The organism is Enterobacter sp. AC1 (assembly GCF_050434705.1).
Taxonomy (GTDB): Bacteria; Pseudomonadota; Gammaproteobacteria; order Enterobacterales; family Enterobacteriaceae; genus Enterobacter; species Enterobacter cloacae_L.
Genome location: NZ_JBNDIZ010000001.1, coordinates 255,667 through 279,181, shown reverse-complemented (window position 1 = coordinate 279,181; position 23,515 = coordinate 255,667). Strand labels below are relative to the sequence as shown.

The following is a 23,515-nucleotide window of genomic DNA, read 5'->3' as shown; positions in this document are numbered from 1 at the left end:
ACAGTATGTTGTAACTAAAGTGAGGTCTTTTAAAAAATCACTGCCCGTCCAGACCACGAATTGGCTTAATGGTGGACCATGCGCGGCAGGAAGGACAATGCCAGTAGAGCGTATAGGCGGTAAAACCACACTTCTGGCAACGATAGCGCGGTTTGCTGCGCACCTGCTCGCCAACCATGTCGCGCAGCACCATCAGGCTCTCTTTGGCGCGCCCTTCTTCAGCGTCGTTCAGGTGGTAATCCATCAGCTTATGGAAAACCCGCATGGTCGGATGGCGCTGCAGCTGTCGGGTAATATAAACCTGCGCGGTGTCGCTTCCCTCATACTGCTCAACCACGTCTGAGAGCATCAGTTCCGCGGTCGCCCCGGTATTCTCTTCTACGCAGCGACGCAGGAATGCCACCCACTCTTCCTGCTTGCCCAGCTGTTGGTAGCAGGTTTGCAGCATTTCCAGCGTTTCACTGACCAGCTCTTTATCCTGATCAATGACGCGCAGCAGGCTCTCAACGGCTTTGGCATAGTCGCCACTCGCCATAAAGACACGCCCCATCATGATGGAGATACGCGCACTGTTGCGGTCTGCGGCGGCCCCTTTCTTCAGCAACGCCATGGCTTTGTCCATGTCGTCATTGCCCATCTGCTGAAGGGCAAGCTCGCAGTAGAAATGCGCTATCTCAACGCGTTGCTTATCTTTACCCAGCTTCACCAGTCGTTCAGCCGTATCAATGGCTTTCTGCCAGTCGCTGGTGGCCTGATAAATCTGCAGCAGTTGCTGCAACGCACCGATACGGAAATCCGTTTCGTCCACCAGCTGGGAGAACATATCTTCAGCGCGGTCGTACAGCCCCGCAGCCATGTAATCGCGCCCCAGCTGCTGCACCGCAAGGAGACGCTGATCGTAGGTCAGCGAGGCGCTTTCCATCAGGGTCTGGTGGATACGGATGGCGCGATCGACCTCACCCCGCGAGCGGAACAGGTTTCCGAGGGTGAGATGCGCTTCAACAGTACCGGTATCCTCTTTCAGCATGTCGAGGAACAGATCTACCGCTTTGTCCTGCTGATTGCTCAGGAGGAAGTTCACCCCCGCCACGTAGTCGCGGGAGAGACGATTGGCCTCATCCTGTTTTGTTTGTTGCGCACTTCTGCGGCCCATATACCAGCCATAGGCTGCGGCGACAGGCAAAAGCAGAAACAACAACTCCAGCATAGTCGATTATTCCTTCACGACCGGCACACCGGAGCTTTCCGGAATGTCGGACGCAGGCGCAATGTTATTTTCGAGTCGTTTAATTTTACGTTCAGCGCGCGCAAGAGAGACACGGACTTTTAACCAGAACAGACCGCAAACCAGCCAGCCAATGGCAAAGCCCGCAGCAAATAAGACCGCCAGCAGGCTCGACACGCGATACTCGCCCTGGGCCAGCAGATAGTTAAACGTCACCTGTTGATCGTTCTGTGCACCCAATGTGACTGAAATGACAAAAATCGCCAATACCAGTAAGAAAATGAGTAAATATTTCACATTACTTCCCGTTATGTGGTTCAAGCGAATAAAGTGTGTTCAACTCACCGCAATCAGCCTTATAAACTACCATTTTAGTGACGGGCGCGAAACGGAAAAAGTAACGCGCCAGCCATGGATTTATGGGCAAAATACGGAATATCAACCGTCAGGCGTCGCTTTGCTCCCTTTCGGCTATTTCTTCTTTCTCTTCTGGCGGTGGCGTTAGCGGGCCGCAGAATCGTTCAGCAAGCCAGGTCGCCAGCGTCACCAGCAGCCATGAAATAAGCGTAGCGACAACCAGGTCCCGCGGCCAGTGCATTCCCAGAAGCAGGCGGCTGCCCATCACACCCGTAGCCCAGACCAGTAAAATCGCGATAGTGACCGTCCGACGTCTTGGCCAAAGCAGCCCAACGCCCAGTAACGCCCAGCTGGCCGCAAACATGGTGTGACCGGAAGGAAACGCGAACCCCGTCTCTTTTTGCCAGTGTTTACGCAAAAACTTCGGGATATCCTGCTGTTCCGAAAGCTGTTCTTTTACCAATGCACCGCGATCTTTACGCTTTAAATTGTAGAACTCATCTACCGGAACATGATGCGCTTTTTCCAGCCAGACGACAAAAGGACGCGGCTCCTGAACGCGATCTTTCACCCAGGACTTGACGCCCTGGCCAATAACAATGGCAGCACCGAGGATCGCAAAAAGCATGAGCGCCGCGCGCAGACGAAAGCGCAAACACCACAGGAACCAGGCGCAGAGAAGCACGTGGGTAATGATCCCCCACGGCTGAGTGACCGTTTCCGTTATCCAGTATAACGATTTCAGCCACGTGGCGTTCTGCCCGGGCTGCCATATCCACCCTGAGGCCCATACGGCCAGAGGCATAATCAGTAAAATGGCCGCACCTGCTGCCGTACGTCTGGCGATCGAAAGCATGTCTTCTCCTTTTTCGCTAAGCGCCACAATCATAACTGAAATTTATTCACTCGGTGGATATGTCGGATCGTGCGTTTAACGTTCATATAGCGTGGCGCCCATTAGGCGAACATGCTGAGCTTGTGGCAAAATGAACGGATACAGAAAGCAAAACAGGGCAACGACGCGAAACGTGTCAGCCTACTCTGGAGAATCACATGCAGCTTAAACGTGTGGCAGAAGCCAAACTGCCAACCCCATGGGGCGATTTCCTGATGGTCGGATTTGAAGAACTGGCAACCGGACAGGATCATGTCGCGCTGGTGTACGGCGACATTTCAGGGCAGACGCCGGTGCTGTCCCGCGTACATTCAGAGTGTCTTACCGGCGATGCGTTGTTCAGCCTGCGCTGTGATTGCGGTTTCCAGCTGGAAGCGGCCCTTTCTCATATTGCTGAAGAAGGTCGCGGCGTGCTGCTTTATCACCGTCAGGAAGGTCGTAATATTGGTCTGCTGAATAAAATCCGCGCTTACGCGCTTCAGGACCAGGGCTACGATACCGTTGAAGCGAACCACCAACTCGGTTTTGCCGCTGACGAACGTGACTTCACCCTGTGTGCCGATATGTTCAAGCTGCTGGGCGTGGATGAAGTTCGCCTGCTGACCAATAACCCGAAAAAAGTGGAGATCCTGACCGAAGCCGGGATCAATATCGTTGAGCGTGTCCCGCTGATTGTCGGCCGTAACCCAAAAAACGCCCACTATTTAGATACCAAAGCGGCTAAAATGGGCCATCTCCTGAACGAGTAAACGTAAAAAGCCCGGCACGGGTGCCGGGCTTGCTTCATCAATCCAGCATCTTGCGAATCACATAATGTAAGATGCCGTCGTTCTGGTAATAGGTCAGCTCGGTTGCCGTATCGATACGACACCGGCATTCCAGCACCTCGGTTTTCCCGTCAGCCCGCGTTAACTTCACCAGCACCGTTTTTCCCGGCTTCAGGTTTTGCAGATCGCTGATATCAATCTGCTCTTCTCCAGTCAGGCCCAGCGTTTTGCGCGTCACGCCCTGCGGGAACTCAAGCGGCAGGATCCCCATACCGATCAGATTCGAGCGGTGAATACGTTCGAACGATTCGGCGATAACCACACGAACGCCAAGCAGCCGCGGACCTTTCGCCGCCCAGTCACGGCTTGAGCCGGAACCGTACTCCTTCCCGGCGATCACCGCCAGCGGCGTTCCTTCCTGCTGATATTTCACGGCCGCATCATAAATCGACACGACTTCCGTCCCCGGCAGATGGCGCGTCATGCCCCCTTCAATCCCCGGTACCATTTCGTTACGAATGCGGATGTTGGCAAACGTGCCGCGCATCATGATTTCATGATTACCGCGGCGCGAACCGTAGGAGTTAAAATCACGGCGTTCCACCCCCCTGCTTTGCAGATAGCGGCCTGCCGGGCTATCGGCTTTGATGCTCCCCGCCGGAGAGATGTGGTCGGTCGTGACCGAATCCCCCAGCATCGCCAGGATGCGCGCGCCGTGGATATCCTTAAGCGGCGCCGGCTCGGCCAGCATCTCATCAAAGAACGGCGACAGACGGATATAGGTCGAGTCATCCTGCCAGTCATAGGTATCCGAACCTGCGACGTTAATGGCTTTCCATTCCGGCGTACCTTCAAAGACTTCCGCATACTCTTTGCGGAACATTTCGGTCGAGACCTTTTCAACGGCCAGCGCGATTTCACGCGATGACGGCCAGATATCTTTCAGGTAGACAGGGTCATTCTTGCGATCGTGACCAATCGGATCGGTCACCAGGTTGATATTCATGTTCCCTGCCAGGGCGTAGGCCACCACCAGTGGCGGCGAGGCGAGCCAGTTGGTTTTTACCAGCGGATGAATTCGCCCTTCAAAGTTTCGGTTGCCGGAAAGGACTGCGCCAACCGTCAGATCGCCCTGCTTGATCGCTGTTTCAATGGGTTCAGGCAGCGGACCGGAGTTACCGATACAGGTCGTACAGCCATAGCCCACGAGGTTAAAGCCCAGTTCGTCGAGGTACGGCGTCAGCCTGGCCTGAGCCAGGTAATCTGATACCACCTTGGAGCCCGGTGCCAGCGAGGCCTTGACCCACGGCTGAGGTTTTAGCCCAAGTTCTACCGCTTTTTTAGCCAGCAAACCGGCCGCCATTAACACGCTGGGGTTCGAGGTATTGGTGCAGGAGGTAATGGCTGCAATAACCACCGCCCCGTCCGGAAGCTGATACTGATGACCGTTCAGAACATAGTCGATTGGACGATGGTCTTTCTTCGCCACGTTCACTTCCAGCTCATTGCTGGCGGTAAATGCTTTTGGCACGTCAGTCAGCGCAACCCGATCCTGAGGACGTTTAGGCCCGGCGAGGCTCGCCTCGACGCTCCCCATATCGAGCTCTAGCGAACTGGTGAAGACCGGTTCGTCACCCGGATTTCGCCACATGCCCTGCGCTTTGGTGTACGCCTCCACCAGCGCCACCTGCTCTTCGCTGCGACCACTAAGGCGCATGTACTCGAGCGTGACGTCATCGATAGGGAAAAAGCCGCAGGTTGCGCCATATTCCGGCGCCATATTGGCAATGGTGGCGCGGTCGGCCAGCGGCAGCGAATCCAGTCCGTCGCCGTAAAATTCAACAAACTTGCCTACAACACCATGCTTGCGCAGCATCTGGGTAACGGTGAGCACCAGATCGGTAGCGGTAATGCCTTCAGACAGTTTACCCGTCAGCTTGAAGCCCACCACATCAGGGATGAGCATGGAAACCGGCTGGCCGAGCATGGCGGCTTCCGCTTCAATACCGCCGACACCCCAGCCCAGCACACCCAAGCCGTTGATCATGGTGGTATGGGAGTCCGTGCCCACCAGCGTGTCCGGATAGGCCACCCACTCTTTATCCTGCAGTTCGCTCCAGACGGCTTTGCCCAAATATTCAAGGTTAACCTGGTGACAAATACCGGTACCCGGTGGAACCACGCTAAACCGGCTGAACGCCTGTTGCCCCCACTTCAGAAATACGTAGCGTTCGTGGTTACGCTCCATCTCCAGGCGCACGTTCTCACCAAAAGCGGCATCATCACCGAAGTGGTCAACGGTGACGGAGTGGTCAATGACGAGGTCAACAGGGGAAAGTGGATTCACTTTTGCCGTATTACCGCCGAGACGCTTAACGGCCTCGCGCATCGCGGCTAAATCAACCACGGCAGGAACGCCGGTAAAGTCCTGCATCAGGACCCTCGCCGGGCGGTAGGCAATTTCTCTGTCGGCATGGGCATTCTTAAGCCACCCGGCCAGTGCCTGGATATCGTCGAGGGTGACGGAATCACCGTCCTGCCAGCGCAACAGGTTTTCCAGTAAAACTTTCAATGACTTGGGTAAACGCGAAATGTCCCCAAGCGTTCTGGCAGCCAGCGGCAGGCTGTAGTAATGCCAGGTTTTATTTTCTGCCTGTAATGTGTCCTTACTGGCTTCGCGTAGGGTTAACGACATAAGCTCCTCCTTAATCACAGAGATGCCCTGACAATCGTCAGGGCCGTAATTAAAGATAACACAAAGATGTCGTAACGTTTTGATAACAACCCAAATTGATAAATTTCGGATTGGTCCAGAGGGGAGAAACAAAAAACCCCGCCGTAGCGAGGTTTTACAATTTAGTTGAGGGCCAACCAGATGAGCTGACTCCAGAACAGAATCGACACGGTAAAAACGCCGATCCATGACCAGTATTTGTGAGACGTCATGTTATTCATCATAGGGACACCAGGCATTATTTATAAAAAGTTCCGAGGTTTGTCCTCAGTGCTATATTGCTGATGTGTATTTATTAAAGAGTACAAAAGTGCAGAGTCGTTATTCACACTATTTGCATCATTACACAATAAACTAAATTATTGTTTTTTGGGTTCGTCTTCTGCGAACACATCAATAAACGCTTGCTGCTGCGGCGTCAGTTTCCAGGACGCGGGTACAACAGTCGCAGGTGCTTTACGCCCTCTGTGACCATTGTCACGATGCTGACACATCTGTTTTACCGTTGCTGTACGAACCGTCACTGCCATATTTAACCCCAATATTTCCAGGCTAGGAGAGCAACAGCCACCCAAAACAGGGCGGAAACGAGAAAGACCGCCAGCCAGGCTTTACGCTTGAGCGCAGGATCCCTTTGCGGTTCTTCACTTCCTGAAGGCATTGCTAACCTCATACAATCGATATCGCTTATCATTTAGGACCAAACAATTGGTACAATTAATCATCTGTTGAGATAAATCCTAAAGAAACTTTAGCCGAAAAGCCAGTGAATTTACGCATCAAGAGGTAGGAAATATTCAATCTTTTGACCAGAAATAAATAATTGAAAAGAAAAATTTGCGTAGCCGTTAATTAGTTTCTACTTTTGTCGCCAATTCACGACATTATAACCACATAAATTAAAAGGATACTGACATTATTTGGCAGGAAGCGTAGATGAAGATAATTCTAATTTAGCTTTGAGGGGTTATTTCGGTATCTTTCCGTAAGGGAAAGATACCGGGTGTGATTATTTTGCAGGGAGTTTGATATCTTTAAACATCTCTTCGATATCTTCATTTGAACGTAATGCAACGGCGGTATCAACCACGTCACGCGTTAAATGAGGGGCAAAGCGCTGAATAAAATCATACATATAGCTACGCAGGAAGGTGCTGCGGCGGAACCCAATTTTTGTGGTGCTATGGCTGAAAATATCATGCGCATCAAGGCGCACCAGGTCAGGGTCTGACACCGGGTCGACCGCCATGCTGGCAATAACGCCCACCCCCAGACCAAGCCGGACATAGGTCTTAATCACGTCGGCATCGGTCGCGGTAAAGACAATACGCGGGGTTAACCCAGCCCGGTTAAACGCCGTGTCAAGCTCAGACCGTCCGGTAAAGCCAAACGTATAGGTCACTAAAGGATACTGTGCCAGCTCTTCAATCGTCACCGACCCCTTGCCCGCCAGCGGGTGATCGGGCGTCACGACAATCGAACGGTTCCAGTGGTAGCACGGGAGCATCACCAGATCGTCATACAGATGAAGGGCTTCCGTCGCGATGGCAAAGTCCGCGTTGCCCTTCGATACCGCCTCCGCAATTTGCGTTGGCGAGCCCTGATGCATATGCAAAGAAACGCGGGGATAGCGCTCGATAAAGCCCTTAATGACGCCCGGCAGCGCATAGCGCGCCTGCGTATGCGTTGTGGCAATATACAGCGAGCCTTTATCCGGCCAGGTATGTTCCCCTGCGACAGACTTAATCGCATCGACTTTAGAGAGGACTTCCCGCGCGATGCGGATGATTTCCTGGCCCGCTGGCGTCACCTGGGTGAGGTGCTTACCGCTACGGGCAAATATCTGGATACCTAACTCGTCCTCCAGCATACGAACTTGTTTGCTGATGCCCGGCTGAGAGGTATATAGCCCCTCGGCGGTGGAAGAGACGTTAAGGTTGTGATTCACCACCTCAACGATATAACGAAGCTGCTGTAATTTCATGCCAGACCATCCGATTTAGCGCACGCGGTCAATCGCTTAAGACGATTTAATAATAAAAAACAGGTTAACTATAACCACTATATCATTTATAGCCTGACTGTATAGTACGGAACAAAAAATAATAACCAGGCAATAAAAAAGGGCCGGAAGTCCGGCCCTTTTACAGGTAAGTTACGGTAAGGGAAGATTATTTCTTGCCTTCAACCCATTTGCCATCGACAAAGAAGGCTGACCATCCGGTCGCTTTACCCTCTTTTTCCGCCGCAACATACTGCTGCTTGGTTTTACGGCTAAAGCGTACCACGGTTTTGTTGCCTTCCGGATCCTGCTGTGGCGCATCGGCCAGATAGCGCAGTTTCTCAGGCAGACGATCGCGGAAACGATGCAACTCTTCAACCAGCGGCGCGCGCGTTTCACGCGATTTCGGGAAAGTGTTGGCGGCCAGGAAGACACCCGCAGCGCCGTCACGCAGCACGAAGTATGCGTCAGATTTCTCGCACGGCAACTCAGGCAGCGGAACCGGATCTTCCTTCGGCGGCGCCACTTCACCGTTACGCAGAATTTTACGCGTGTTTTTACACTCGTCGTTGGTGCACGCCATGTACTTACCGAAACGTCCCATTTTCAGGTGCATTTCAGAACCACACTTCTCGCACTCAACGATAGGGCCGTCATAGCCCTTAATGCGGAACTCACCCTCTTCGATCTCATATCCGTCACACGTTGGGTTATTACCGCACACGTGCAGTTTACGTTTTGGATCGATCAGGTAGCTGTCCATTGCCGTGCCGCATTTTTTGCAGCGGCGTTTGGCACGCAGAGCGTTCGTTTCCGCATCGTCACCTTCCAGCACGTTGAGAACTTCATTCTCAGGCACCAGGTTGATGGTGGTTTTGCAGCGCTCTTTTGGCGACAGCGCGTAGCCGGAGCATCCGAGGAAAACGCCCGTCGTGGCAGTACGGATCCCCATCTTACGGCCACAGGTTGGGCAGTCGATGCTGGTCAGTACCATCTGGTTAGGCAGCATGCCGCCCTCTTCAGGATCTTTCTCCGCTTTTTCAAGCTGGTCGGTAAAGTCGCTGAAGAAGCTATCGAGTACCTTTTTCCATTCCGCCTGGTGGCTGGCGACCTGGTCGAGGCTGTCTTCCATTTGCGCGGTGAAATCGTAGTTCATCAACTCGCGGAAGTTGGCTTCCAGACGGTCGGTGACGATCTCACCCATTTTTTCCGCATAGAAACGACGGTTTTCAACACGAACGTAGCCACGATCCTGAATCGTCGAGATGATGGACGCGTAGGTAGACGGACGACCGATACCGCGTTTTTCCAGCTCTTTTACCAGCGAGGCTTCGCTGAAGCGCGCAGGCGGCTTGGTAAAGTGCTGAGCCGGGATCAGTTCAACCAGAGACAGTTCGTCACCTTTGTTCACCGCCGGCAGCGTTCGGTCTTCATCACCTTTACGCAGCGCAGGCATGACTTTCGTCCAGCCGTCGAAACGCAGGATACGACCGCGCGCCTTGAGGCGGAAATCGCCCGCACCGACGGTCAGCGTGGTGGAGTCGTACTGCGCTGGCGTCATCTGACACGCCACGAACTGCCGCCAGATAAGCTGATACAGCTTCTGGGCGTCGGCTTCCATATCTTTGAGGGATTCGGCTAGCACAGAGACATCGGAAGGACGAATCGCTTCGTGGGCTTCCTGAGAATTCTCTTTGCTGGCGAACTGATTGGCGCTTTCCGGCAGGTATTTCTTGCCGAAGTTGTCACCAATGTAGCCGCGCACCATGTTGACCGCGTCCTGGCTCAGGTTGGTTGAGTCGGTACGCATATAGGTGATGTAACCCGCTTCATACAGGCGCTGGGCCATCATCATGGTTTTCTTCACGCCATAGCCCAGACGCGTGCTTGCAGCCTGCTGCAGCGTAGAGGTAATAAACGGCGCGCCAGGCTTACTGCTGGTCGGTTTGTCTTCTCGTTCCAGCACCTGATAGCGCGCTTTTTCCAGCAGCGCCACGGCGGCCATGGTCTGGTCGCGGTTTTCTGGACGGAAAGGCTTGTCGTTCTGGTGGCTTACCTGCAGCGGCAGAGCGTCACCGCCCGGCGTGGTCACATTGGCATCAACTTCCCAGAACTCTTCCGGCACGAAGGCTTTAATTTCGCGTTCACGCTCAACGACAAGACGCACAGCGACGGATTGCACGCGACCTGCGGACAGCCCACGGGCTATCTTTTTCCACAGCAGTGGAGAGACCATGTAACCCACTACACGGTCCATAAAGCGACGTGCCTGCTGTGCGTTTACACGGTCGATATTCAGCTCGCCCGGCTTTTCAAAAGCCTGACGAATCGCATTCTTCGTAATTTCGTTAAACACTACACGGCTGTAGCGTTTGTCATCACCACCGATCACTTCCCGCAGGTGCCATGCAATGGCTTCCCCTTCGCGGTCAAGGTCGGTTGCGAGATAGATGTGGTCTGCTTTTTCAGCAAGCTGCTTCAGCTCGTTAACGACTTTTTCTTTCCCGGGCAGCACTTCATATTGTGCATCCCAGTTGTGCCATGGGTTAACACCCATGCGGTTGACAAGCGCGCTACGTTCATCCTTTTTAGGCTTTTTAGCCCCTTTGGTGGAGGTAGAGTCTGCGCTCTTTTTGCTGGCTGAGCCACTGGTCGGCAAATCGCGGATATGACCGACGCTGGACTTAACCACGTAGTCATTACCCAGATACTTATTGATCGTTTTGGCTTTTGCCGGGGACTCAACGATGACGAGAGCTTTACCCATATTCACCTTTACCTAATTTAATTCTTCCAGGAATACGCCGCACGTTGATTTCCCTTCCACTGACGACGAGCCACTGATATTGCGACTGCGTCAGGAGATATCAACCCCTTTGTCTTACTGAGCGTCAAACAAAAAACGCCCAGGTGATTGAGTTTTCGGGTATTTTTCTCACATCTCGTGTAATTCGTGACGAATTCCAGGTCGAATGTCAAGCAATTCTGTTGCCAGAATGACGAAAGCGCACACTCTACCTGATAAAATTCGTTACGCAACTTTATTAGCATGCAAAAGCAAATCCTGCCAGCCGGGTCCCGGTACCTTACCCCCTCACATTACAGGGAAAATTTGCCCCCAAAGCGCCCGCGGCGTAGACTATTGTCACTGTTTAAGGAGTGGATTATGCAGAATACGACCCAACCTATTGACCGAGCCTCTCTGCTTATCGAAGCAAACAAGCTTATCCGTGACCATGAAGATACGCTGGCAGGCATTGAAGCCACCGGCGTAGAGCAGCGTAATGGCGTGCTGATTTTCAGCGGCGAATACTTCCTTGACGAACAGGGGTTACCGACCCCGAAAAGCACCGCCGTGTTTAACATGTTTAAATACCTGGCACATACGCTTTCAGAGAAATATCACCTGGTCGATTAATGCAAAACGCGAGGCATATGCCTCGCGTTTTTGTTTACAGCAGCGGTTTTTGTCCGCGCTGCAGCCAGCGGAGCAGCAGGCGGTCCGCACTCTCTGCCGCACTGTTGGTAAAGCGATCCAGCATTCGCTTACGCTGGGTGAAGCGCACCCCAACCAGCTCCCGGCCTTCCATCAGCTTGAGCAGCAGGTCATCGCTGGTCCCGACTTCATCCACCAGCCCTTTCTCCTGCGCCTGGGTTCCGTACCAGTGCTCACCCGTCGCCACCTGTTCGATATCGAGCGTCGGGCGCATCCGGTGCACAAAGTCTTTAAAGAGGTGATGCGTTTCGTTGAGATCTTCACGGAATTTTTGACGCCCTTCTTCCGTATTTTCCCCCAGCAGCGTCAGGGTGCGTTTGTACTGACCCGCCGTGTGAAGTTCGATATCAATCTCTTTATTTTTCAGGAAGCGGTTAAAGTTCGGAATTTGGGCGACTACGCCGATTGAACCAATAATGGAGAACGGCGCGGCAACAATTTTGTCCGCCACGCAGGCCATCATGTAGCCCCCGCTCGCCGCCACTTTATCCACGGCAACGGTCAACGGGATCTGTTTTTCACGCAGGCGCTGCAGCTGCGAAGCGGCCAGCCCATAGCCGTGAACCACGCCGCCCGGGCTTTCAAGACGCACAACAACCTGATCCTGCGGGGTCGCCACGGCCAGAACGGCGGTGACCTCTTCCCGCAAAGAGGAAACTTCATGCGCATCCATACTGCCTTTAAAATCGAGCACGTAAACGCGTGGCGCGGCCTTATCCTGCGGTGCATTGAGCTTCGCTTTTGCCTTTGCCGCTTTAGCATCCTGCTTATGCTTTTTCTTCTGCGCTTTCAGCCACAATTTCTGTTGATGACTATCAAGCAGCGCGAGAGACATCTCTTCCTGCATCTCTTTATACTGCTCGCTCAGGCGGGTGATGCGTAACTCCCCACGCTGACGCTTACGCTGCGTCAGGTTGACAATCAGAACGGCAATCACCGCAATGGCAATCACTACCGTTGCGATTTTGGCCAAAAACAACCCATATTGAGAAAGTAATTCCACGCGTTCCACCTTGATTTAACCACGAATCTTTCACGGCAGTGTACAACAGCCCTGCCCATGCGTCTCGCTCGTGACATTACCTCTGCGAGCCGCCTTCAGGAATCCCCGGCGTGTAGTTTAAATATTTGCAAATTGTTAATTTTACAGTAATGCGTCCTGTAGACTGATTGAATTCTCATGCTAATTCGGGCATAAAGCCGAAAAGTCATTATGAAGGTGCCACTGAATTACCGGACACCTGAGGAGCCACCGTGCATTATCAACCGCAAAAAAATCTGCTGCAGAACCGGATCATTCTTGTCACCGGTGCCAGCGATGGGATTGGCCGCGAGGCGGCCCTGACCTACGCCGAGTACGGCGCGAACGTTATTCTGATAGGGCGCAACGAAGAAAAACTGAAAAGCGTCGCTCAGGAGATTGAGGCCGCATACGGCACTCCGGTTCCGTGGTATACGCTCGATTTACTGACCTGCACGCCCGCGAATTGCCAGGAATTAGCCCGACGCATCAGCACCCACTATCCGCGGCTCGACGGCGTGCTGCATAACGCCGGTCTGCTTGGCGAGGTGCGGCCAATGGATGAACAGGATCCGGATATCTGGCAGCAGGTGATGCAGGTTAACGTCAACGGCACGTTTTTCCTCACCCAGGCATTGCTTCCTTTACTACTCAAATCCGAGTCAGGCTCCCTGGTCTTTACCTCCTCCAGCGTAGGCCGCGAAGGGCGCGCAAACTGGGGTGCTTATGCCGTATCAAAATTCGCCACCGAAGGCATGATGCAGGTGCTGGCGGAGGAGTATCAGAGCCGCCATCTTCGCGTGAACTGCATTAACCCGGGCGGTACGCGCACCAAAATGCGCGCCAGCGCGTTCCCGAGCGAAGATCCGCAGAAGCTGAAAACTCCGGCCGATATTATGCCGCTCTATCTCTGGCTGATGGGCGACGACAGCCGCCGCAAGACCGGGATGACCTTTGATGCCCAGCCGGGCCGTAAACCGGGAATTTCGCAATGAGTGAAGAACGTCATCAGCAGCGCCAGCAGCGTCTGAAAGAACAGGTCGACGCACGCGTCGCGGCAGCGCAGGACGAACGTGGGATCGTCATCGTGTTTACCGGCAACGGCAAAGGGAAAACCACTGCCGCGTTTGGTACTGCCACCCGCGCGGTCGGCCATGGGCAGAAAGTCGGCGTTATCCAGTTTATCAAAGGCGAATGGCCCAACGGCGAGCGAAATTTACTTGAGCCTCACGGCGTTGAGTTTCAGGTGATGGCCACCGGATTTACGTGGGACACGCAGAACCGGGAAACCGATACCGCAGCCTGCCTCGCCGTCTGGGAGCACGCCAAAAGGATGCTGGCCGACCCCACGCTGAATATGGTTCTGCTGGATGAGATAACGTACATGGTCGCCTACGACTATCTGCCGCTGGAGGCCGTACTGACAGCCCTGAAAAACCGCCCTGCGCATCAGACGGTTATCGTCACGGGGCGCGGGTGTCATCGGGATATTCTGGAGCTGGCAGATACCGTCAGCGAGCTGCGTCCGGTGAAACACGCCTTCGATGCGGGCATCAAAGCGCAAATCGGGATTGATTACTAAAAAAAAGCCCGGTCACTGACCGGGCTTTCGTTTTTAACCATTGTTGTTACGGCTGCCGGAGCGGCGGTTGCTGCTCACCTGGCTGTGGCGTTTCACCGCACGGCGAATCTGATTCGCCTTCATGCGACGACGATCTTTTTCAACCGCCACTTTAGAGGTGGTTTCTGGCGTCAGGCCAACCAGCTCGCGCAGGTAGTTGGTTTGCGTCAGATCCAGTTCGGTATAGCCACCGCGCGGCAGACCTTTTGGCAGCAGAATGTCGCCGTAGCGGACGCGGATCAGACGGCTAACCTGGACGCCCACCGCTTCCCAAAGACGACGCACCTCGCGGTTACGGCCCTCGGTCAACGTCACGTTGTACCACTGGTTAATGCCTTCCCCACCGGTAAATTTGATGGTTTTGAACGCCGCGGGACCGTCTTCCAGCTGAACGCCGCGCGACAGATCGCGCAGTTTATTTTCATCAACCTGGCCAAATACGCGCACGGCGTATTCACGCTCCACTTCACGGCTCGGGTGCATCAGACGGTTTGCCAGTTCACCGTCGGTGGTAAACAGCAGCAGACCGCAGGTGTTCACGTCCAGACGACCTACGGCAATCCAGCGAGCGCCACGCAGTTTTGGCAGACGGTCAAACACCGTCGGGCGACCTTCCGGGTCGTTGCGGGTGCACAGCTCGCCTTCCGGCTTGTAGTAAGCCAGCACGCGGCAGATCTGCTCAGCGGATTCTTTCACGGAGATAAGATGACCGTCGATGCGGATCTTAAGCCCCGGTACGATTTCTACGCGGTCGCCCAGCGTGGCGATTTTACCGTCCACACTCACGCGGCCCGCTTCAATAATGGCTTCGATTTCACGGCGTGAACCGTGGCCGGCGCGCGCCAGCACTTTCTGTAACTTCTCGCTCATTGAGCTTCCTCAGGTGTCGCCTTCACAGGCGTCGAATCAGGTCAAAACAGGGCCGCGCCCTGCTTTGATGGCCGCGTAGTATATCTGCTTATACCTTTACAAGAAAGGCTTTACGTCGCCCACGCCTTCACGAATCACTTCCGGGGCATCTTCGGTTAAGTCGACGACGGTGGTCGGCTGCTGGCCAAGATAGCCGCCGTGAATAATCAGCTCGACCACCTTCTCCAGGCGATCTTTGATCTCTTCCGGATCGGACTCGGTAAACTCACTTCCCGGCAGCATCAGCGAGGTAGAGAGCATCGGTTCACCGAGGGTTTCCAGCAGCGCCTGCGCAATCGGGTTCGACGGCACGCGCATACCGATGGTTTTACGTTTTTCCTGCAACAGACGACGCGGCACTTCCTTTGTCCCTTTCAGGATGAAGGTGTAATTACCCGGCGTGTTGTTCTTAATCAGGCGAAACGCCACGTTATCGACATAGGCATAGGTCGACAGCTCTGAAAGATCGCGGCACATCAGGGTAAAGTTATGGCCGTCCGGCAGCTGGCGAATACGGCAAATGCGCTCCATTGCCCCTTTATCTTCAATTTTGCAGCCCAGCGCGTAGCCTGAATCGGTCGGGTAGACGATCACGCCGCCTTTGCGGACGATCTCCACGGCCTGGTTAATCAGGCGCGGCTGCGGGTTATCCGGATGGATATAGAAAAACTGACTCATACTTCCCTCTCTTCAATTTGCTGCGGCTGTTCCCAGAGCTGCCAGACAGGCTCAACGCCAGCGGGCAACCAGAGCTTGCGCCCCAGTTCGATCCAGGCGCAGGGCTGATGAAAATCAGACCCTTGTGACCCAAGCAGGCCGAACTGGCGGGCATAGGTCGCGAGCTGCGCGCGCTCGTTGGGCGCCTGCTGACACTGGGCGACTTCCATCGCCTCACCGCCGCATTCGGCAAAGTGTGCCAGCAGTCTTTTCAGCCATTTAGCAGAAAGATTATACCGTCCCGGATGGGCCAGCACGGCCTTACCGCCAGAATGATGAATCACATCAATAGCTTGTTTTATTGTACACCACTGTGGCGGAACGTATCCGGTTTTCCCCCGTGCCAGATACTTTTTAAAGACATCCGCCATGGTCGTTGCTTTGCCTGTCTCGACCAGAAAACGGGCGAAATGGCCGCGAGTGACCGCCCCGCCGTTCGCCATCTTCTGTGCGCCTTCCAGCGCGCCCGGAATATGCGCCTTTTCCAGACGCTCGCCGATCATCTCTGCGCGCTGGTTGCGGCGCGTTTTTTGTTCTTGCAATAACGCACGAAGTGCCGGATGTTCTATATCGATGTTCAGGCCAACAATATGAATTTCGTGGTTCTCCCAGAGCGTGGATATCTCGACGCCGGGCACCAGATTTAGCGTCAATCCGCTGCGGGCAATCTCGGCGCGCGCCGCCGGAATAGCATCAGTCGTATCGTGATCGGTTATCGCCAGCGTGCCAACGCGCATTTCAACGGCGCGACGAACCAGATCTTCGGGTGTCAGCAGGCCATCAGAAGCCTGAGTATGGCTGTGTAAATCATAAATAATGGCGTAGGTGGTATCGCTCAAAGCACTTTCCATAACAGGTTGGAGACATCCGAAACCACCATGATACCGACTTAACGCGAAATTCTGAAATCAAGGGTTGACAACCAGCCATCGAACTAGTTAACTAGTACGCAAGTTCACACGAGAAAGGTATCTGAAAATGACAGCACATTTCACTCTGCACGGTTGGTGGCGTACTTCCTGATCTTCGGGCAGTGTCACGCGTCTGCGAAATGCAAACAGATACCCAGCCCGCTACCAAGCGGGCTTTTTTTTGAACAGAAAATGAGAACAACATAATGCAAACAGCCAAACCACACCTCGAATTGCTGACCTGCGAGGCGGCCTATCGTCACAACCCTACTGCCCTGTTTCATCAGGTGTGCGGAGCCCGTCCGGCGACCTTGCTGCTTGAATCTGCGGATATCGACAGCAAGGACGATCTCAAAAGTCTGCTGCTGGTTGATAGCGCGCTGCGCATTACCGCGTTAGGTGACACTGTCACGATCAAGGCGCTGTCAGAAAATGGCGCATCGCTGCTGCCGCTGCTGGATGCCGCTCTGCCTTCAGGTATTGAAAATGAACGCCACCCGGAAATGCGCATTCTGCATTTCCCGGCGGTCAGCCAGCTGCTGGACGAAGACGCGCGGCTGTGCTCTCTTTCCGTTTTTGATGCTTTCCGCCTGCTGCAGAACCTGGTCACCGTGCCGGCAGAGGAACGCGAAGCGATGTTCTTTGGCGGGTTGTTTGCTTACGACCTGGTTGCCGGTTTCGAAGATTTGCCGGAAACGGAACAGGGTAACCGCTGCCCGGATTACTGCTTCTATCTGGCTGAAACCCTGCTGGTGATCGACCATCAGAAAAAGTACACCCGCATCCAGGCTAGCCTGTTCACGCCGTCCAGCGCGGAGAAAGACCGTCTCGAACACCGTATCGCACAACTGGAACAGCAGATGCGCGAAGCGCCACCTGCACTGCCAGTGCAGCGCGTGGAAAAAATGACATGCGACGTTAATCAGACTGACGATCGGTACGGCGCCGTGGTTCGCCAGATGCAAAAGGCGATTCGCGCCGGGGAAATTTTCCAGGTGGTGCCTTCACGCCGCTTCTCACTGCCCTGCCCGTCGCCGCTCGCAGCCTACGACGTGCTGAAAAAGAGCAACCCAAGCCCGTACATGTTCTTTATGCAGGACAACGAATTCACGCTGTTTGGCGCGTCGCCGGAAAGCTCGCTGAAATATGACGCCACCAGCCGCCAGATTGAGATCTACCCGATTGCCGGAACCCGTCCACGCGGACGCCGCGCCGATGGATCGCTGGATCGCGATCTCGACAGCCGCATTGAGCTGGAGATGCGTACCGACCACAAAGAGCTCTCCGAGCACCTGATGCTGGTTGACCTGGCGCGTAACGATCTGGCCCGCATTTGCACCCCGGGCAGCCGCTACGTGGCGGACCTGACCAAAGTCGATCGTTATTCGTTCGTGATGCACCTGGTCTCCCGCGTGGTCGGCGAGCTGCGCCACGATCTCGACGCGCTTCACGCCTATCGCGCCTGCATGAACATGGGCACCCTGAGCGGTGCGCCGAAAGTGCGCGCCATGCAGCTGATTGCCGCGGCCGAAGGACGCCGTCGTGGAAGCTATGGCGGCGCGGTGGGCTACTTCACGGCCCACGGTGACCTCGATACCTGCATCGTGATCCGCTCCGCCTATGTCGAAGACGGCATTGCCACCGTACAGGCGGGTGCCGGTATTGTTCTTGATTCTGTTCCGCAGTCTGAAGCTGACGAAACGCGCAGCAAAGCGCGTGCGGTCCTTCGCGCCATTGCTACCGCACACCATGCACAGGAGATTTTCTGATGGCTGATATTCTGCTGCTCGATAATATCGACTCCTTTACCTATAACCTGGCAGATCAGCTGCGTGCGAATGGTCATAACGTCGTTATCTATCGCAACCATGTACCGGCGCAGACCCTGATTGACCGTCTGGCAACCATGCAAAACCCGGTGCTGATGCTCTCCCCGGGGCCTGGCGCACCGAGCGAAGCGGGCTGTATGCCCGAGCTGCTGACCCGCATGCGCGGCAAGCTGCCGATTATCGGCATCTGCCTGGGCCATCAGGCCATCGTTGAAGCCTACGGCGGCTACGTCGGCCAGGCGGGTGAGATCCTGCACGGTAAAGCGTCCAGCATCGAACATGACGGCCAGGCGATGTTTGCCGGGCTGCCGAATCCGCTCCCGGTTGCGCGCTACCACTCGCTGGTCGGAAGCAACATTCCCGCCGGGCTGACCATTAACGCCTCGTTTGAAGGGATGGTGATGGCGGTGCGTCACGATGCTGACCGCGTCTGCGGCATGCAGTTCCACCCGGAATCGATCCTGACCTCCCACGGTGCCCGTCTGCTGGAACAGACCCTGGACTGGGCGTTACAGAAGCTGGAGCAGACCAACACCCTGCAGCCGATTCTGGAAAAACTGTACCAGGCGCAGACCCTGAGCCAGCAGGAGAGCCACCAGCTCTTCTCCGCGGTGGTTCGCGGCGAGCTGAAGCCTGAGCAGCTGGCGGCCGCGCTGGTGAGCATGAAAGTGCGCGGCGAAAGCCCGCAGGAGATCGCCGGCGCCGCCACGGCCCTGCTGGAAAATGCCGCGCCGTTCCCGCGCCCGGACTATCAGTTTGCCGATATTGTCGGCACCGGCGGTGACGGCAGTAACAGCATCAATATCTCCACCGCCAGCGCCTTCGTGGCGGCAGCGTGTGGTTTGAAGGTGGCGAAACACGGTAACCGCAGCGTTTCCAGCCGGTCAGGCTCGTCTGATTTGCTCGCCGCATTCGGTATTAATCTCGATATGAACGCCGAGCGCTCCCGCGAAGCGCTGGATGACCTGGGCGTCTGCTTCCTGTTTGCGCCGAAGTATCACACCGGTTTCCGCCACGCGATGCCGGTTCGTCAGCAGCTTAAAACCCGCACGCTGTTTAACGTCCTGGGGCCGCTGATCAACCCAGCTCACCCGCCGCTGGCGCTGATTGGCGTCTATAGCCCGGAGCTGGTCCTGCCGATTGCAGAAACGCTGCGCGTCCTGGGCTACCAGCGTGCCGCCGTGGTGCACAGCGGCGGAATGGATGAAGTATCGCTGCATGCCCCGACGCTGGTGGCCGAACTGCGCGACGGTGAAATTATGAGCTACCAGCTGGACGCTGCCGACTTCGGCCTTGCGCCGTACCATCAGGAAGCGCTGGCAGGCGGTACGCCGGAAGAAAACCGTGACATTCTGACGCGCTTATTACAAGGTAAGGGTGAGGTCGCCCATGAGGCCGCCGTTGCTGCCAACGTCGCCATGCTGATGCGTTTGCACGGTGAGGAAGACCTGAAGGCCAACGTTCAAAAAGTTCTGGATGTACTGCGCTCCGGTGCAGCTTACGATCGCGTTACCGCACTTGCGGCAAGAGGGTAAAGAATGCAGACCGTTTTAGCGAAAATCGTTGCCGACAAGGCCATCTGGGTGGAAGCCCGCAAGCAACAGCAGCCGCTTGCCAGTTTCCAGAACGACGTCGCCCCGAGCAGCCGTCGTTTCTATGACGCCCTGCAGGGTGCGCGCACCGCGTTTATTCTTGAGTGCAAAAAAGCGTCCCCGTCTAAAGGCGTTATTCGTGACGATTTCGATCCGGCGCGTATTGCCGGCATTTATAAGCATCATGCGTCAGCCATCTCGGTGCTGACGGATGAAAAATATTTTCAGGGCAGCTTCGATTTTCTGCCGATCGTCAGCGGCATCGCACCGCAGCCGATCCTGTGCAAAGACTTTATTATTGACCCGTATCAGATCTGGCTGGCGCGTTTCTACCAGGCTGATGCCTGCCTGCTGATGCTTTCGGTGCTTGATGACGAACAGTATCGCCAGCTCGCTGCCGTCGCGCACAGCCTGAATATGGGCGTGCTGACCGAAGTTAGCAACGAAGAGGAGCTGGAACGCGCCATCGAACTCGGGGCCAAAGTGGTCGGGATCAACAACCGCGATCTGCGCGATCTGTCGATTGACCTCAACCGCACGCGCCAGCTGGCGCCGCGCCTGGGCCCGGGCGTAACCGTAATCAGCGAGTCCGGGATTAACAGTTACGCCCAGGTACGAGAGCTGAGCCACTTTGCTAACGGTTTCCTGATTGGCTCCGCCATGATGGAGCATGACGATCTCAATGCTGCCGTGCGACGCGTGCTGCTGGGTGAAAACAAAGTCTGCGGCTTAACCCGCGAACAGGATGCCCAGGCCGCGTATGAAGCAGGTGCCATTTACGGCGGACTGATTTTCGTGGATACCTCCCCTCGGGCGGTGAGCGAAGAGCAGGCGCGTAAGGTGATCGCCGCGGCCCCTCTCAGCTATGTCGGCGTGTTCCGCAATGCGGATATCGCAGAGGTCGTGGCAAAAGCCGAGTCGTTATCTCTGAGCGCGGTGCAGCTCCACGGTGGCGAAGATCAGGCGTATATCGATGCCCTGCGAACCGCTCTCGCGCCTCAGGTGCAGATCTGGAAAGCACAAAGCGTCGGCGATACCTTGCCCCCGCGAAACCTGAACCATGTGGACAAATACGTCCTCGATAACGGCCAGGGCGGCACGGGCCAGCGATTTGACTGGTCGCTGCTGAACGGCGAAAAGCTGGACAACGTCCTGCTGGCGGGTGGATTAAGCCCGGATAACTGTGTTGAAGCCGCCAAAACCGGCTGCGCAGGCCTTGATTTCAATTCAGGCGTAGAGACCCAACCCGGCATAAAAGATGCCAGCAAACTGGCCTCAGTGTTTAAAACTCTGCGTGCATATTAAGGAAGAGAAGATGACGACATTACTTAACCCGTATTTTGGTGAGTTTGGTGGGATGTACGTCCCGCAAATCCTGATGCCCGCGCTGCGCCAGCTGGAAGAAGCCTTTGTCAGCGCGCAGAAAGATCCGGCGTTTCAGGCTGAATTCACCGACCTGCTGAAAAATTACGCGGGCCGCCCAACGGCGCTGACCAAATGCCGTAACCTGACGGAAGGCACGAAAACCACGCTGTATCTGAAGCGTGAAGATCTGCTGCACGGCGGTGCCCATAAAACCAACCAGGTTCTGGGTCAGGCGCTGCTCGCAAAGCGTATGGGCAAAACCGAAATCATCGCTGAAACCGGCGCGGGCCAGCACGGTGTCGCCTCCGCGCTCGCCAGCGCCCTGCTCGGCCTGAAGTGTCGCATCTACATGGGCGCGAAAGACGTTGAGCGTCAGTCACCGAACGTGTTCCGCATGCGTCTGATGGGCGCCGAAGTGATCCCGGTGCACAGCGGCTCCGCCACGCTGAAGGATGCCTGTAACGAAGCGCTGCGCGACTGGTCTGGCAGCTATGAGACCGCGCACTATATGCTGGGTACCGCTGCGGGTCCGCATCCGTTCCCGACCATCGTGCGCGAATTCCAGCGCATGATCGGTGAAGAAACTAAAGCGCAGATCCTCGAAAAAGAGGGTCGCCTGCCGGATGCCGTTATCGCCTGCGTTGGCGGCGGGTCTAACGCCATCGGCATGTTTGCCGATTTCATTGACGACACCAGCGTGGGCCTGATTGGCGTTGAACCCGCCGGCCACGGAATTGAAACGGGCGAACACGGCGCGCCGCTGAAGCATGGCCGCGTGGGGATCTACTTCGGTATGAAAGCGCCAATGATGCAGACCGATGAAGGCCAGATTGAAGAGTCTTACTCTATTTCTGCCGGTCTCGATTTCCCCTCTGTAGGGCCACAGCATGCCTTCCTGAACAGCACCGGTCGCGCGGATTATGTTTCCATTACCGATGACGAAGCCCTGGAAGCATTCAAAACACTGTGTCGCAGCGAAGGGATCATCCCGGCGCTGGAGTCTTCGCACGCGCTGGCGCATGCGCTGAAAATGGTTAAAGAAAACCCGGAAAAAGAGCAGCTGCTGGTGGTGAACCTTTCCGGTCGCGGTGACAAAGATATCTTCACCGTTCACGATATTCTGAAAGCACGAGGGGAAATCTGATGGAACGCTACGATAACGTATTTGCAGAGCTGAAATCCCGCCAGGAAGGCGCGTTCGTTCCCTTCGTCACTCTGGGCGATCCGGGCCCGGAACAGTCGCTGAAGATTATTGACACCCTGATTGAAGCCGGCGCTGATGCACTCGAGCTGGGTATTCCGTTCTCTGACCCGCTGGCGGATGGCCCAACCATTCAGAACGCGACGCTGCGCGCATTTGCTTCGGGCGTGACGCCAACCCAGTGTTTCGAGATGCTGGCCGCGATCCGCCAGAAGCACCCGACCATTCCTATTGGTCTGCTGATGTACGCTAACCTGGTGTTTAACCGCGGAATCGACGAATTTTATGCCGAGTGCGCGCGGGTGGGCGTTGACTCGGTGCTGGTAGCCGACGTGCCGGTTGAAGAGTCCGCGCCGTTCCGCCAGGCGGCGATACGCCATAATGTGGCCCCGATTTTCATCTGCCCACCAAATGCTGATGACGAGCTGCTGCGCCAGATTGCCTCTTACGGACGCGGGTATACCTACCTGCTCTCCCGGGCTGGCGTGACCGGTGCGGAGAACAAGGCGGCGCTCCCGCTGCATCATCTGGTGGAAAAGCTGGCTGAATACCACGCTGCACCTCCGCTGCAGGGCTTCGGGATTTCATCTCCCGATCAGGTCACCGCGGCGATTGAGGCGAAAGCGGCAGGTGCGATTTCCGGCTCTGCTATCGTCAAAATCATTGAGAAGAACGTGGACAAGCCAGAGCAGATGCTGGCCGAGCTGAAAGCGTTCGTCAGCGGCATGAAAGCCGCGACGCGCAAAGCATAACCCTTCTACCGTCTGGCATTCCAGCCAGACGGTTCTCCTTCCGTGCCCAACGTCACCAAAGGATTAGGTCAAAATTGATCCTGTCGATATTTTCGGTGTGAATGGCTTTTCAACCCTTGCC

General features: G+C 55.4%; 22 protein-coding genes and 1 other annotated feature. Of the genes, 10 read left to right on the top strand and 12 right to left on the bottom strand.

Going from position 1 to position 23,515, the window contains the following annotated elements:
- Nucleotides 1-37: 37 nt before the first annotated feature.
- The 3 genes from lapB to pgpB form a co-directional block, all read right to left on the bottom strand.
- Entirely contained in the window at nt 38-1,207 is a 1,170-nt protein-coding gene (gene lapB, locus M2433_RS01340; protein ID WP_047348269.1) for a lipopolysaccharide assembly protein LapB, read from the bottom strand.
- A gap of 6 nt (nt 1,208-1,213) precedes the next feature.
- The gene (locus M2433_RS01335; RefSeq protein ID WP_023312067.1) at nt 1,214-1,522 is read right to left on the bottom strand and encodes a LapA family protein; all 309 of its coding nucleotides are present in this window, start codon (nt 1,520-1,522) and stop codon (nt 1,214-1,216) included.
- 148 nt (nt 1,523-1,670) lie between these two features.
- Nucleotides 1,671-2,438 carry a phosphatidylglycerophosphatase B gene (gene pgpB / locus M2433_RS01330; RefSeq protein ID WP_059309867.1) on the bottom strand — a complete coding sequence of 256 codons (768 nt, stop codon included), beginning with the start codon at nt 2,436-2,438 and terminating at the stop codon, nt 1,671-1,673.
- Nucleotides 2,439-2,635: 197 nt separating this feature from the next.
- Here pgpB and ribA point away from each other — a divergent pair, with 197 nt between their 5' ends.
- Entirely contained in the window at nt 2,636-3,226 is a 591-nt protein-coding gene (gene ribA, locus M2433_RS01325; RefSeq protein ID WP_047348267.1) for a GTP cyclohydrolase II, read from the top strand.
- A gap of 37 nt (nt 3,227-3,263) precedes the next feature.
- Here the strand turns inward: ribA and acnA are convergent, their stop codons facing one another.
- The 5 genes from acnA to topA form a co-directional block, all read right to left on the bottom strand.
- Entirely contained in the window at nt 3,264-5,939 is a 2,676-nt protein-coding gene (acnA, locus tag M2433_RS01320) for an aconitate hydratase AcnA (protein WP_429052334.1), read from the bottom strand.
- A gap of 161 nt (nt 5,940-6,100) precedes the next feature.
- On the bottom strand, nt 6,101-6,199 hold the full coding sequence (gene ymiC, locus M2433_RS01315; RefSeq protein WP_429053094.1) for a small membrane protein YmiC: 99 nt from the start codon (nt 6,197-6,199) through the stop codon (nt 6,101-6,103).
- A 311-nt stretch (nt 6,200-6,510) separates the two neighbouring features.
- A complete protein-coding gene (locus M2433_RS01310; RefSeq protein WP_216689425.1) occupies nt 6,511-6,651 on the bottom strand; it encodes a YmiA family putative membrane protein in 141 nt (46 codons plus the stop codon).
- A gap of 336 nt (nt 6,652-6,987) precedes the next feature.
- On the bottom strand, nt 6,988-7,962 hold the full coding sequence (gene cysB / locus M2433_RS01305) for an HTH-type transcriptional regulator CysB (protein WP_006175683.1): 975 nt from the start codon (nt 7,960-7,962) through the stop codon (nt 6,988-6,990).
- A gap of 187 nt (nt 7,963-8,149) precedes the next feature.
- Nucleotides 8,150-10,747 carry a type I DNA topoisomerase gene (gene topA, locus M2433_RS01300; RefSeq protein WP_429052332.1) on the bottom strand — a complete coding sequence of 866 codons (2,598 nt, stop codon included), beginning with the start codon at nt 10,745-10,747 and terminating at the stop codon, nt 8,150-8,152.
- 399 nt (nt 10,748-11,146) lie between these two features.
- On the opposite strand from topA, the gene M2433_RS01295 reads away from it, so the two are divergent.
- Complete coding sequence (locus tag M2433_RS01295) at nt 11,147-11,398, top strand: YciN family protein (RefSeq protein WP_023312072.1); 252 nt, start codon at nt 11,147-11,149, stop codon at nt 11,396-11,398.
- 34 nt (nt 11,399-11,432) lie between these two features.
- Here M2433_RS01295 and sohB read toward each other — a convergent pair whose 3' ends face one another.
- The gene (sohB, locus tag M2433_RS01290; RefSeq protein WP_429052331.1) at nt 11,433-12,479 is read right to left on the bottom strand and encodes a protease SohB; all 1,047 of its coding nucleotides are present in this window, start codon (nt 12,477-12,479) and stop codon (nt 11,433-11,435) included.
- Between the two features lie 251 nt (nt 12,480-12,730).
- Between sohB and M2433_RS01285 the strand changes: the two genes are divergently transcribed.
- Together M2433_RS01285 and cobO are read left to right on the top strand one after the other, a co-directional pair.
- On the top strand, nt 12,731-13,492 hold the full coding sequence (locus M2433_RS01285) for a YciK family oxidoreductase (RefSeq protein WP_429052329.1): 762 nt from the start codon (nt 12,731-12,733) through the stop codon (nt 13,490-13,492).
- A complete protein-coding gene (gene cobO / locus M2433_RS01280; protein ID WP_429052328.1) occupies nt 13,489-14,079 on the top strand; it encodes a cob(I)yrinic acid a,c-diamide adenosyltransferase in 591 nt (196 codons plus the stop codon). Before M2433_RS01285 ends, cobO begins: the two co-directional genes overlap by 4 nt.
- A gap of 33 nt (nt 14,080-14,112) precedes the next feature.
- On the opposite strand, the gene rluB is transcribed toward cobO, so the two are convergent.
- The 3 genes from rluB to rnm all read right to left on the bottom strand — a co-directional run bounded on the left by rluB (nt 14,113) and on the right by rnm (nt 16,595).
- Nucleotides 14,113-14,988 carry a 23S rRNA pseudouridine(2605) synthase RluB gene (gene rluB / locus M2433_RS01275; protein ID WP_008502809.1) on the bottom strand — a complete coding sequence of 292 codons (876 nt, stop codon included), beginning with the start codon at nt 14,986-14,988 and terminating at the stop codon, nt 14,113-14,115.
- Nucleotides 14,989-15,084: 96 nt separating this feature from the next.
- Nucleotides 15,085-15,705: an L-threonylcarbamoyladenylate synthase gene (locus M2433_RS01270; RefSeq protein ID WP_003856793.1), complete on the bottom strand. Its 621-nt coding sequence runs from the start codon at nt 15,703-15,705 to the stop codon at nt 15,085-15,087.
- Nucleotides 15,702-16,595, bottom strand: a complete 894-nt coding sequence (gene rnm, locus M2433_RS01265; RefSeq protein ID WP_429052326.1) for an RNase RNM — start codon at nt 16,593-16,595, stop codon at nt 15,702-15,704. The genes M2433_RS01270 and rnm overlap by 4 nt, the downstream gene beginning before the upstream one ends.
- 127 nt (nt 16,596-16,722) lie before the next feature.
- Here rnm and trpL point away from each other — a divergent pair, with 127 nt between their 5' ends.
- The 6 genes from trpL to trpA all read left to right on the top strand — a co-directional run bounded on the left by trpL (nt 16,723) and on the right by trpA (nt 23,394).
- Nucleotides 16,723-16,767 carry a trp operon leader peptide gene (trpL, locus tag M2433_RS01260; RefSeq protein WP_106993556.1) on the top strand — a complete coding sequence of 15 codons (45 nt, stop codon included), beginning with the start codon at nt 16,723-16,725 and terminating at the stop codon, nt 16,765-16,767.
- Nucleotides 16,744-16,838: a sequence feature (Trp leader region), on the top strand. (Overlaps the previous gene by 24 nt.)
- A 23-nt stretch (nt 16,839-16,861) precedes the next feature.
- Nucleotides 16,862-18,424 carry an anthranilate synthase component 1 gene (locus M2433_RS01255; protein WP_429052324.1) on the top strand — a complete coding sequence of 521 codons (1,563 nt, stop codon included), beginning with the start codon at nt 16,862-16,864 and terminating at the stop codon, nt 18,422-18,424.
- Nucleotides 18,424-20,019: a bifunctional anthranilate synthase glutamate amidotransferase component TrpG/anthranilate phosphoribosyltransferase TrpD gene (gene trpD, locus M2433_RS01250; RefSeq protein ID WP_429052322.1), complete on the top strand. Its 1,596-nt coding sequence runs from the start codon at nt 18,424-18,426 to the stop codon at nt 20,017-20,019. Before M2433_RS01255 ends, trpD begins: the two co-directional genes overlap by 1 nt.
- A 3-nt stretch (nt 20,020-20,022) precedes the next feature.
- On the top strand, nt 20,023-21,381 hold the full coding sequence (gene trpCF / locus M2433_RS01245; RefSeq protein ID WP_429052320.1) for a bifunctional indole-3-glycerol-phosphate synthase TrpC/phosphoribosylanthranilate isomerase TrpF: 1,359 nt from the start codon (nt 20,023-20,025) through the stop codon (nt 21,379-21,381).
- A gap of 10 nt (nt 21,382-21,391) precedes the next feature.
- Complete coding sequence (gene trpB / locus M2433_RS01240) at nt 21,392-22,585, top strand: tryptophan synthase subunit beta (protein ID WP_429052318.1); 1,194 nt, start codon at nt 21,392-21,394, stop codon at nt 22,583-22,585.
- The gene (gene trpA, locus M2433_RS01235) at nt 22,585-23,394 is read left to right on the top strand and encodes a tryptophan synthase subunit alpha (RefSeq protein WP_429052316.1); all 810 of its coding nucleotides are present in this window, start codon (nt 22,585-22,587) and stop codon (nt 23,392-23,394) included. Before trpB ends, trpA begins: the two co-directional genes overlap by 1 nt.
- Nucleotides 23,395-23,515 lie beyond the last annotated feature (121 nt).

Coding starts and splice junctions, on each gene's coding strand:
- lapB (WP_047348269.1), bottom strand. CDS start 1,207: ATGCTGGAGTTGTTGTTTCTGCTTTTGCCTGTCGCCGCAGCCTATGGC.
- pgpB (WP_059309867.1), bottom strand. CDS start 2,438: ATGCTTTCGATCGCCAGACGTACGGCAGCAGGTGCGGCCATTTTACTG.
- ribA (WP_047348267.1), top strand. CDS start 2,636: ATGCAGCTTAAACGTGTGGCAGAAGCCAAACTGCCAACCCCATGGGGC.
- acnA (WP_429052334.1), bottom strand. CDS start 5,939: ATGTCGTTAACCCTACGCGAAGCCAGTAAGGACACATTACAGGCAGAA.
- ymiC (WP_429053094.1), bottom strand. CDS start 6,199: ATGAATAACATGACGTCTCACAAATACTGGTCATGGATCGGCGTTTTT.
- M2433_RS01310 (WP_216689425.1), bottom strand. CDS start 6,651: ATGAGGTTAGCAATGCCTTCAGGAAGTGAAGAACCGCAAAGGGATCCT.
- cysB (WP_006175683.1), bottom strand. CDS start 7,962: ATGAAATTACAGCAGCTTCGTTATATCGTTGAGGTGGTGAATCACAAC.
- topA (WP_429052332.1), bottom strand. CDS start 10,747: ATGGGTAAAGCTCTCGTCATCGTTGAGTCCCCGGCAAAAGCCAAAACG.
- M2433_RS01295 (WP_023312072.1), top strand. CDS start 11,147: ATGCAGAATACGACCCAACCTATTGACCGAGCCTCTCTGCTTATCGAA.
- cobO (WP_429052328.1), top strand. CDS start 13,489: ATGAGTGAAGAACGTCATCAGCAGCGCCAGCAGCGTCTGAAAGAACAG.
- rluB (WP_008502809.1), bottom strand. CDS start 14,988: ATGAGCGAGAAGTTACAGAAAGTGCTGGCGCGCGCCGGCCACGGTTCA.
- M2433_RS01270 (WP_003856793.1), bottom strand. CDS start 15,705: ATGAGTCAGTTTTTCTATATCCATCCGGATAACCCGCAGCCGCGCCTG.
- rnm (WP_429052326.1), bottom strand. CDS start 16,595: ATGGAAAGTGCTTTGAGCGATACCACCTACGCCATTATTTATGATTTA.
- M2433_RS01255 (WP_429052324.1), top strand. CDS start 16,862: ATGCAAACAGCCAAACCACACCTCGAATTGCTGACCTGCGAGGCGGCC.
- trpD (WP_429052322.1), top strand. CDS start 18,424: ATGGCTGATATTCTGCTGCTCGATAATATCGACTCCTTTACCTATAAC.
- trpCF (WP_429052320.1), top strand. CDS start 20,023: ATGCAGACCGTTTTAGCGAAAATCGTTGCCGACAAGGCCATCTGGGTG.
- trpB (WP_429052318.1), top strand. CDS start 21,392: ATGACGACATTACTTAACCCGTATTTTGGTGAGTTTGGTGGGATGTAC.
- trpA (WP_429052316.1), top strand. CDS start 22,585: ATGGAACGCTACGATAACGTATTTGCAGAGCTGAAATCCCGCCAGGAA.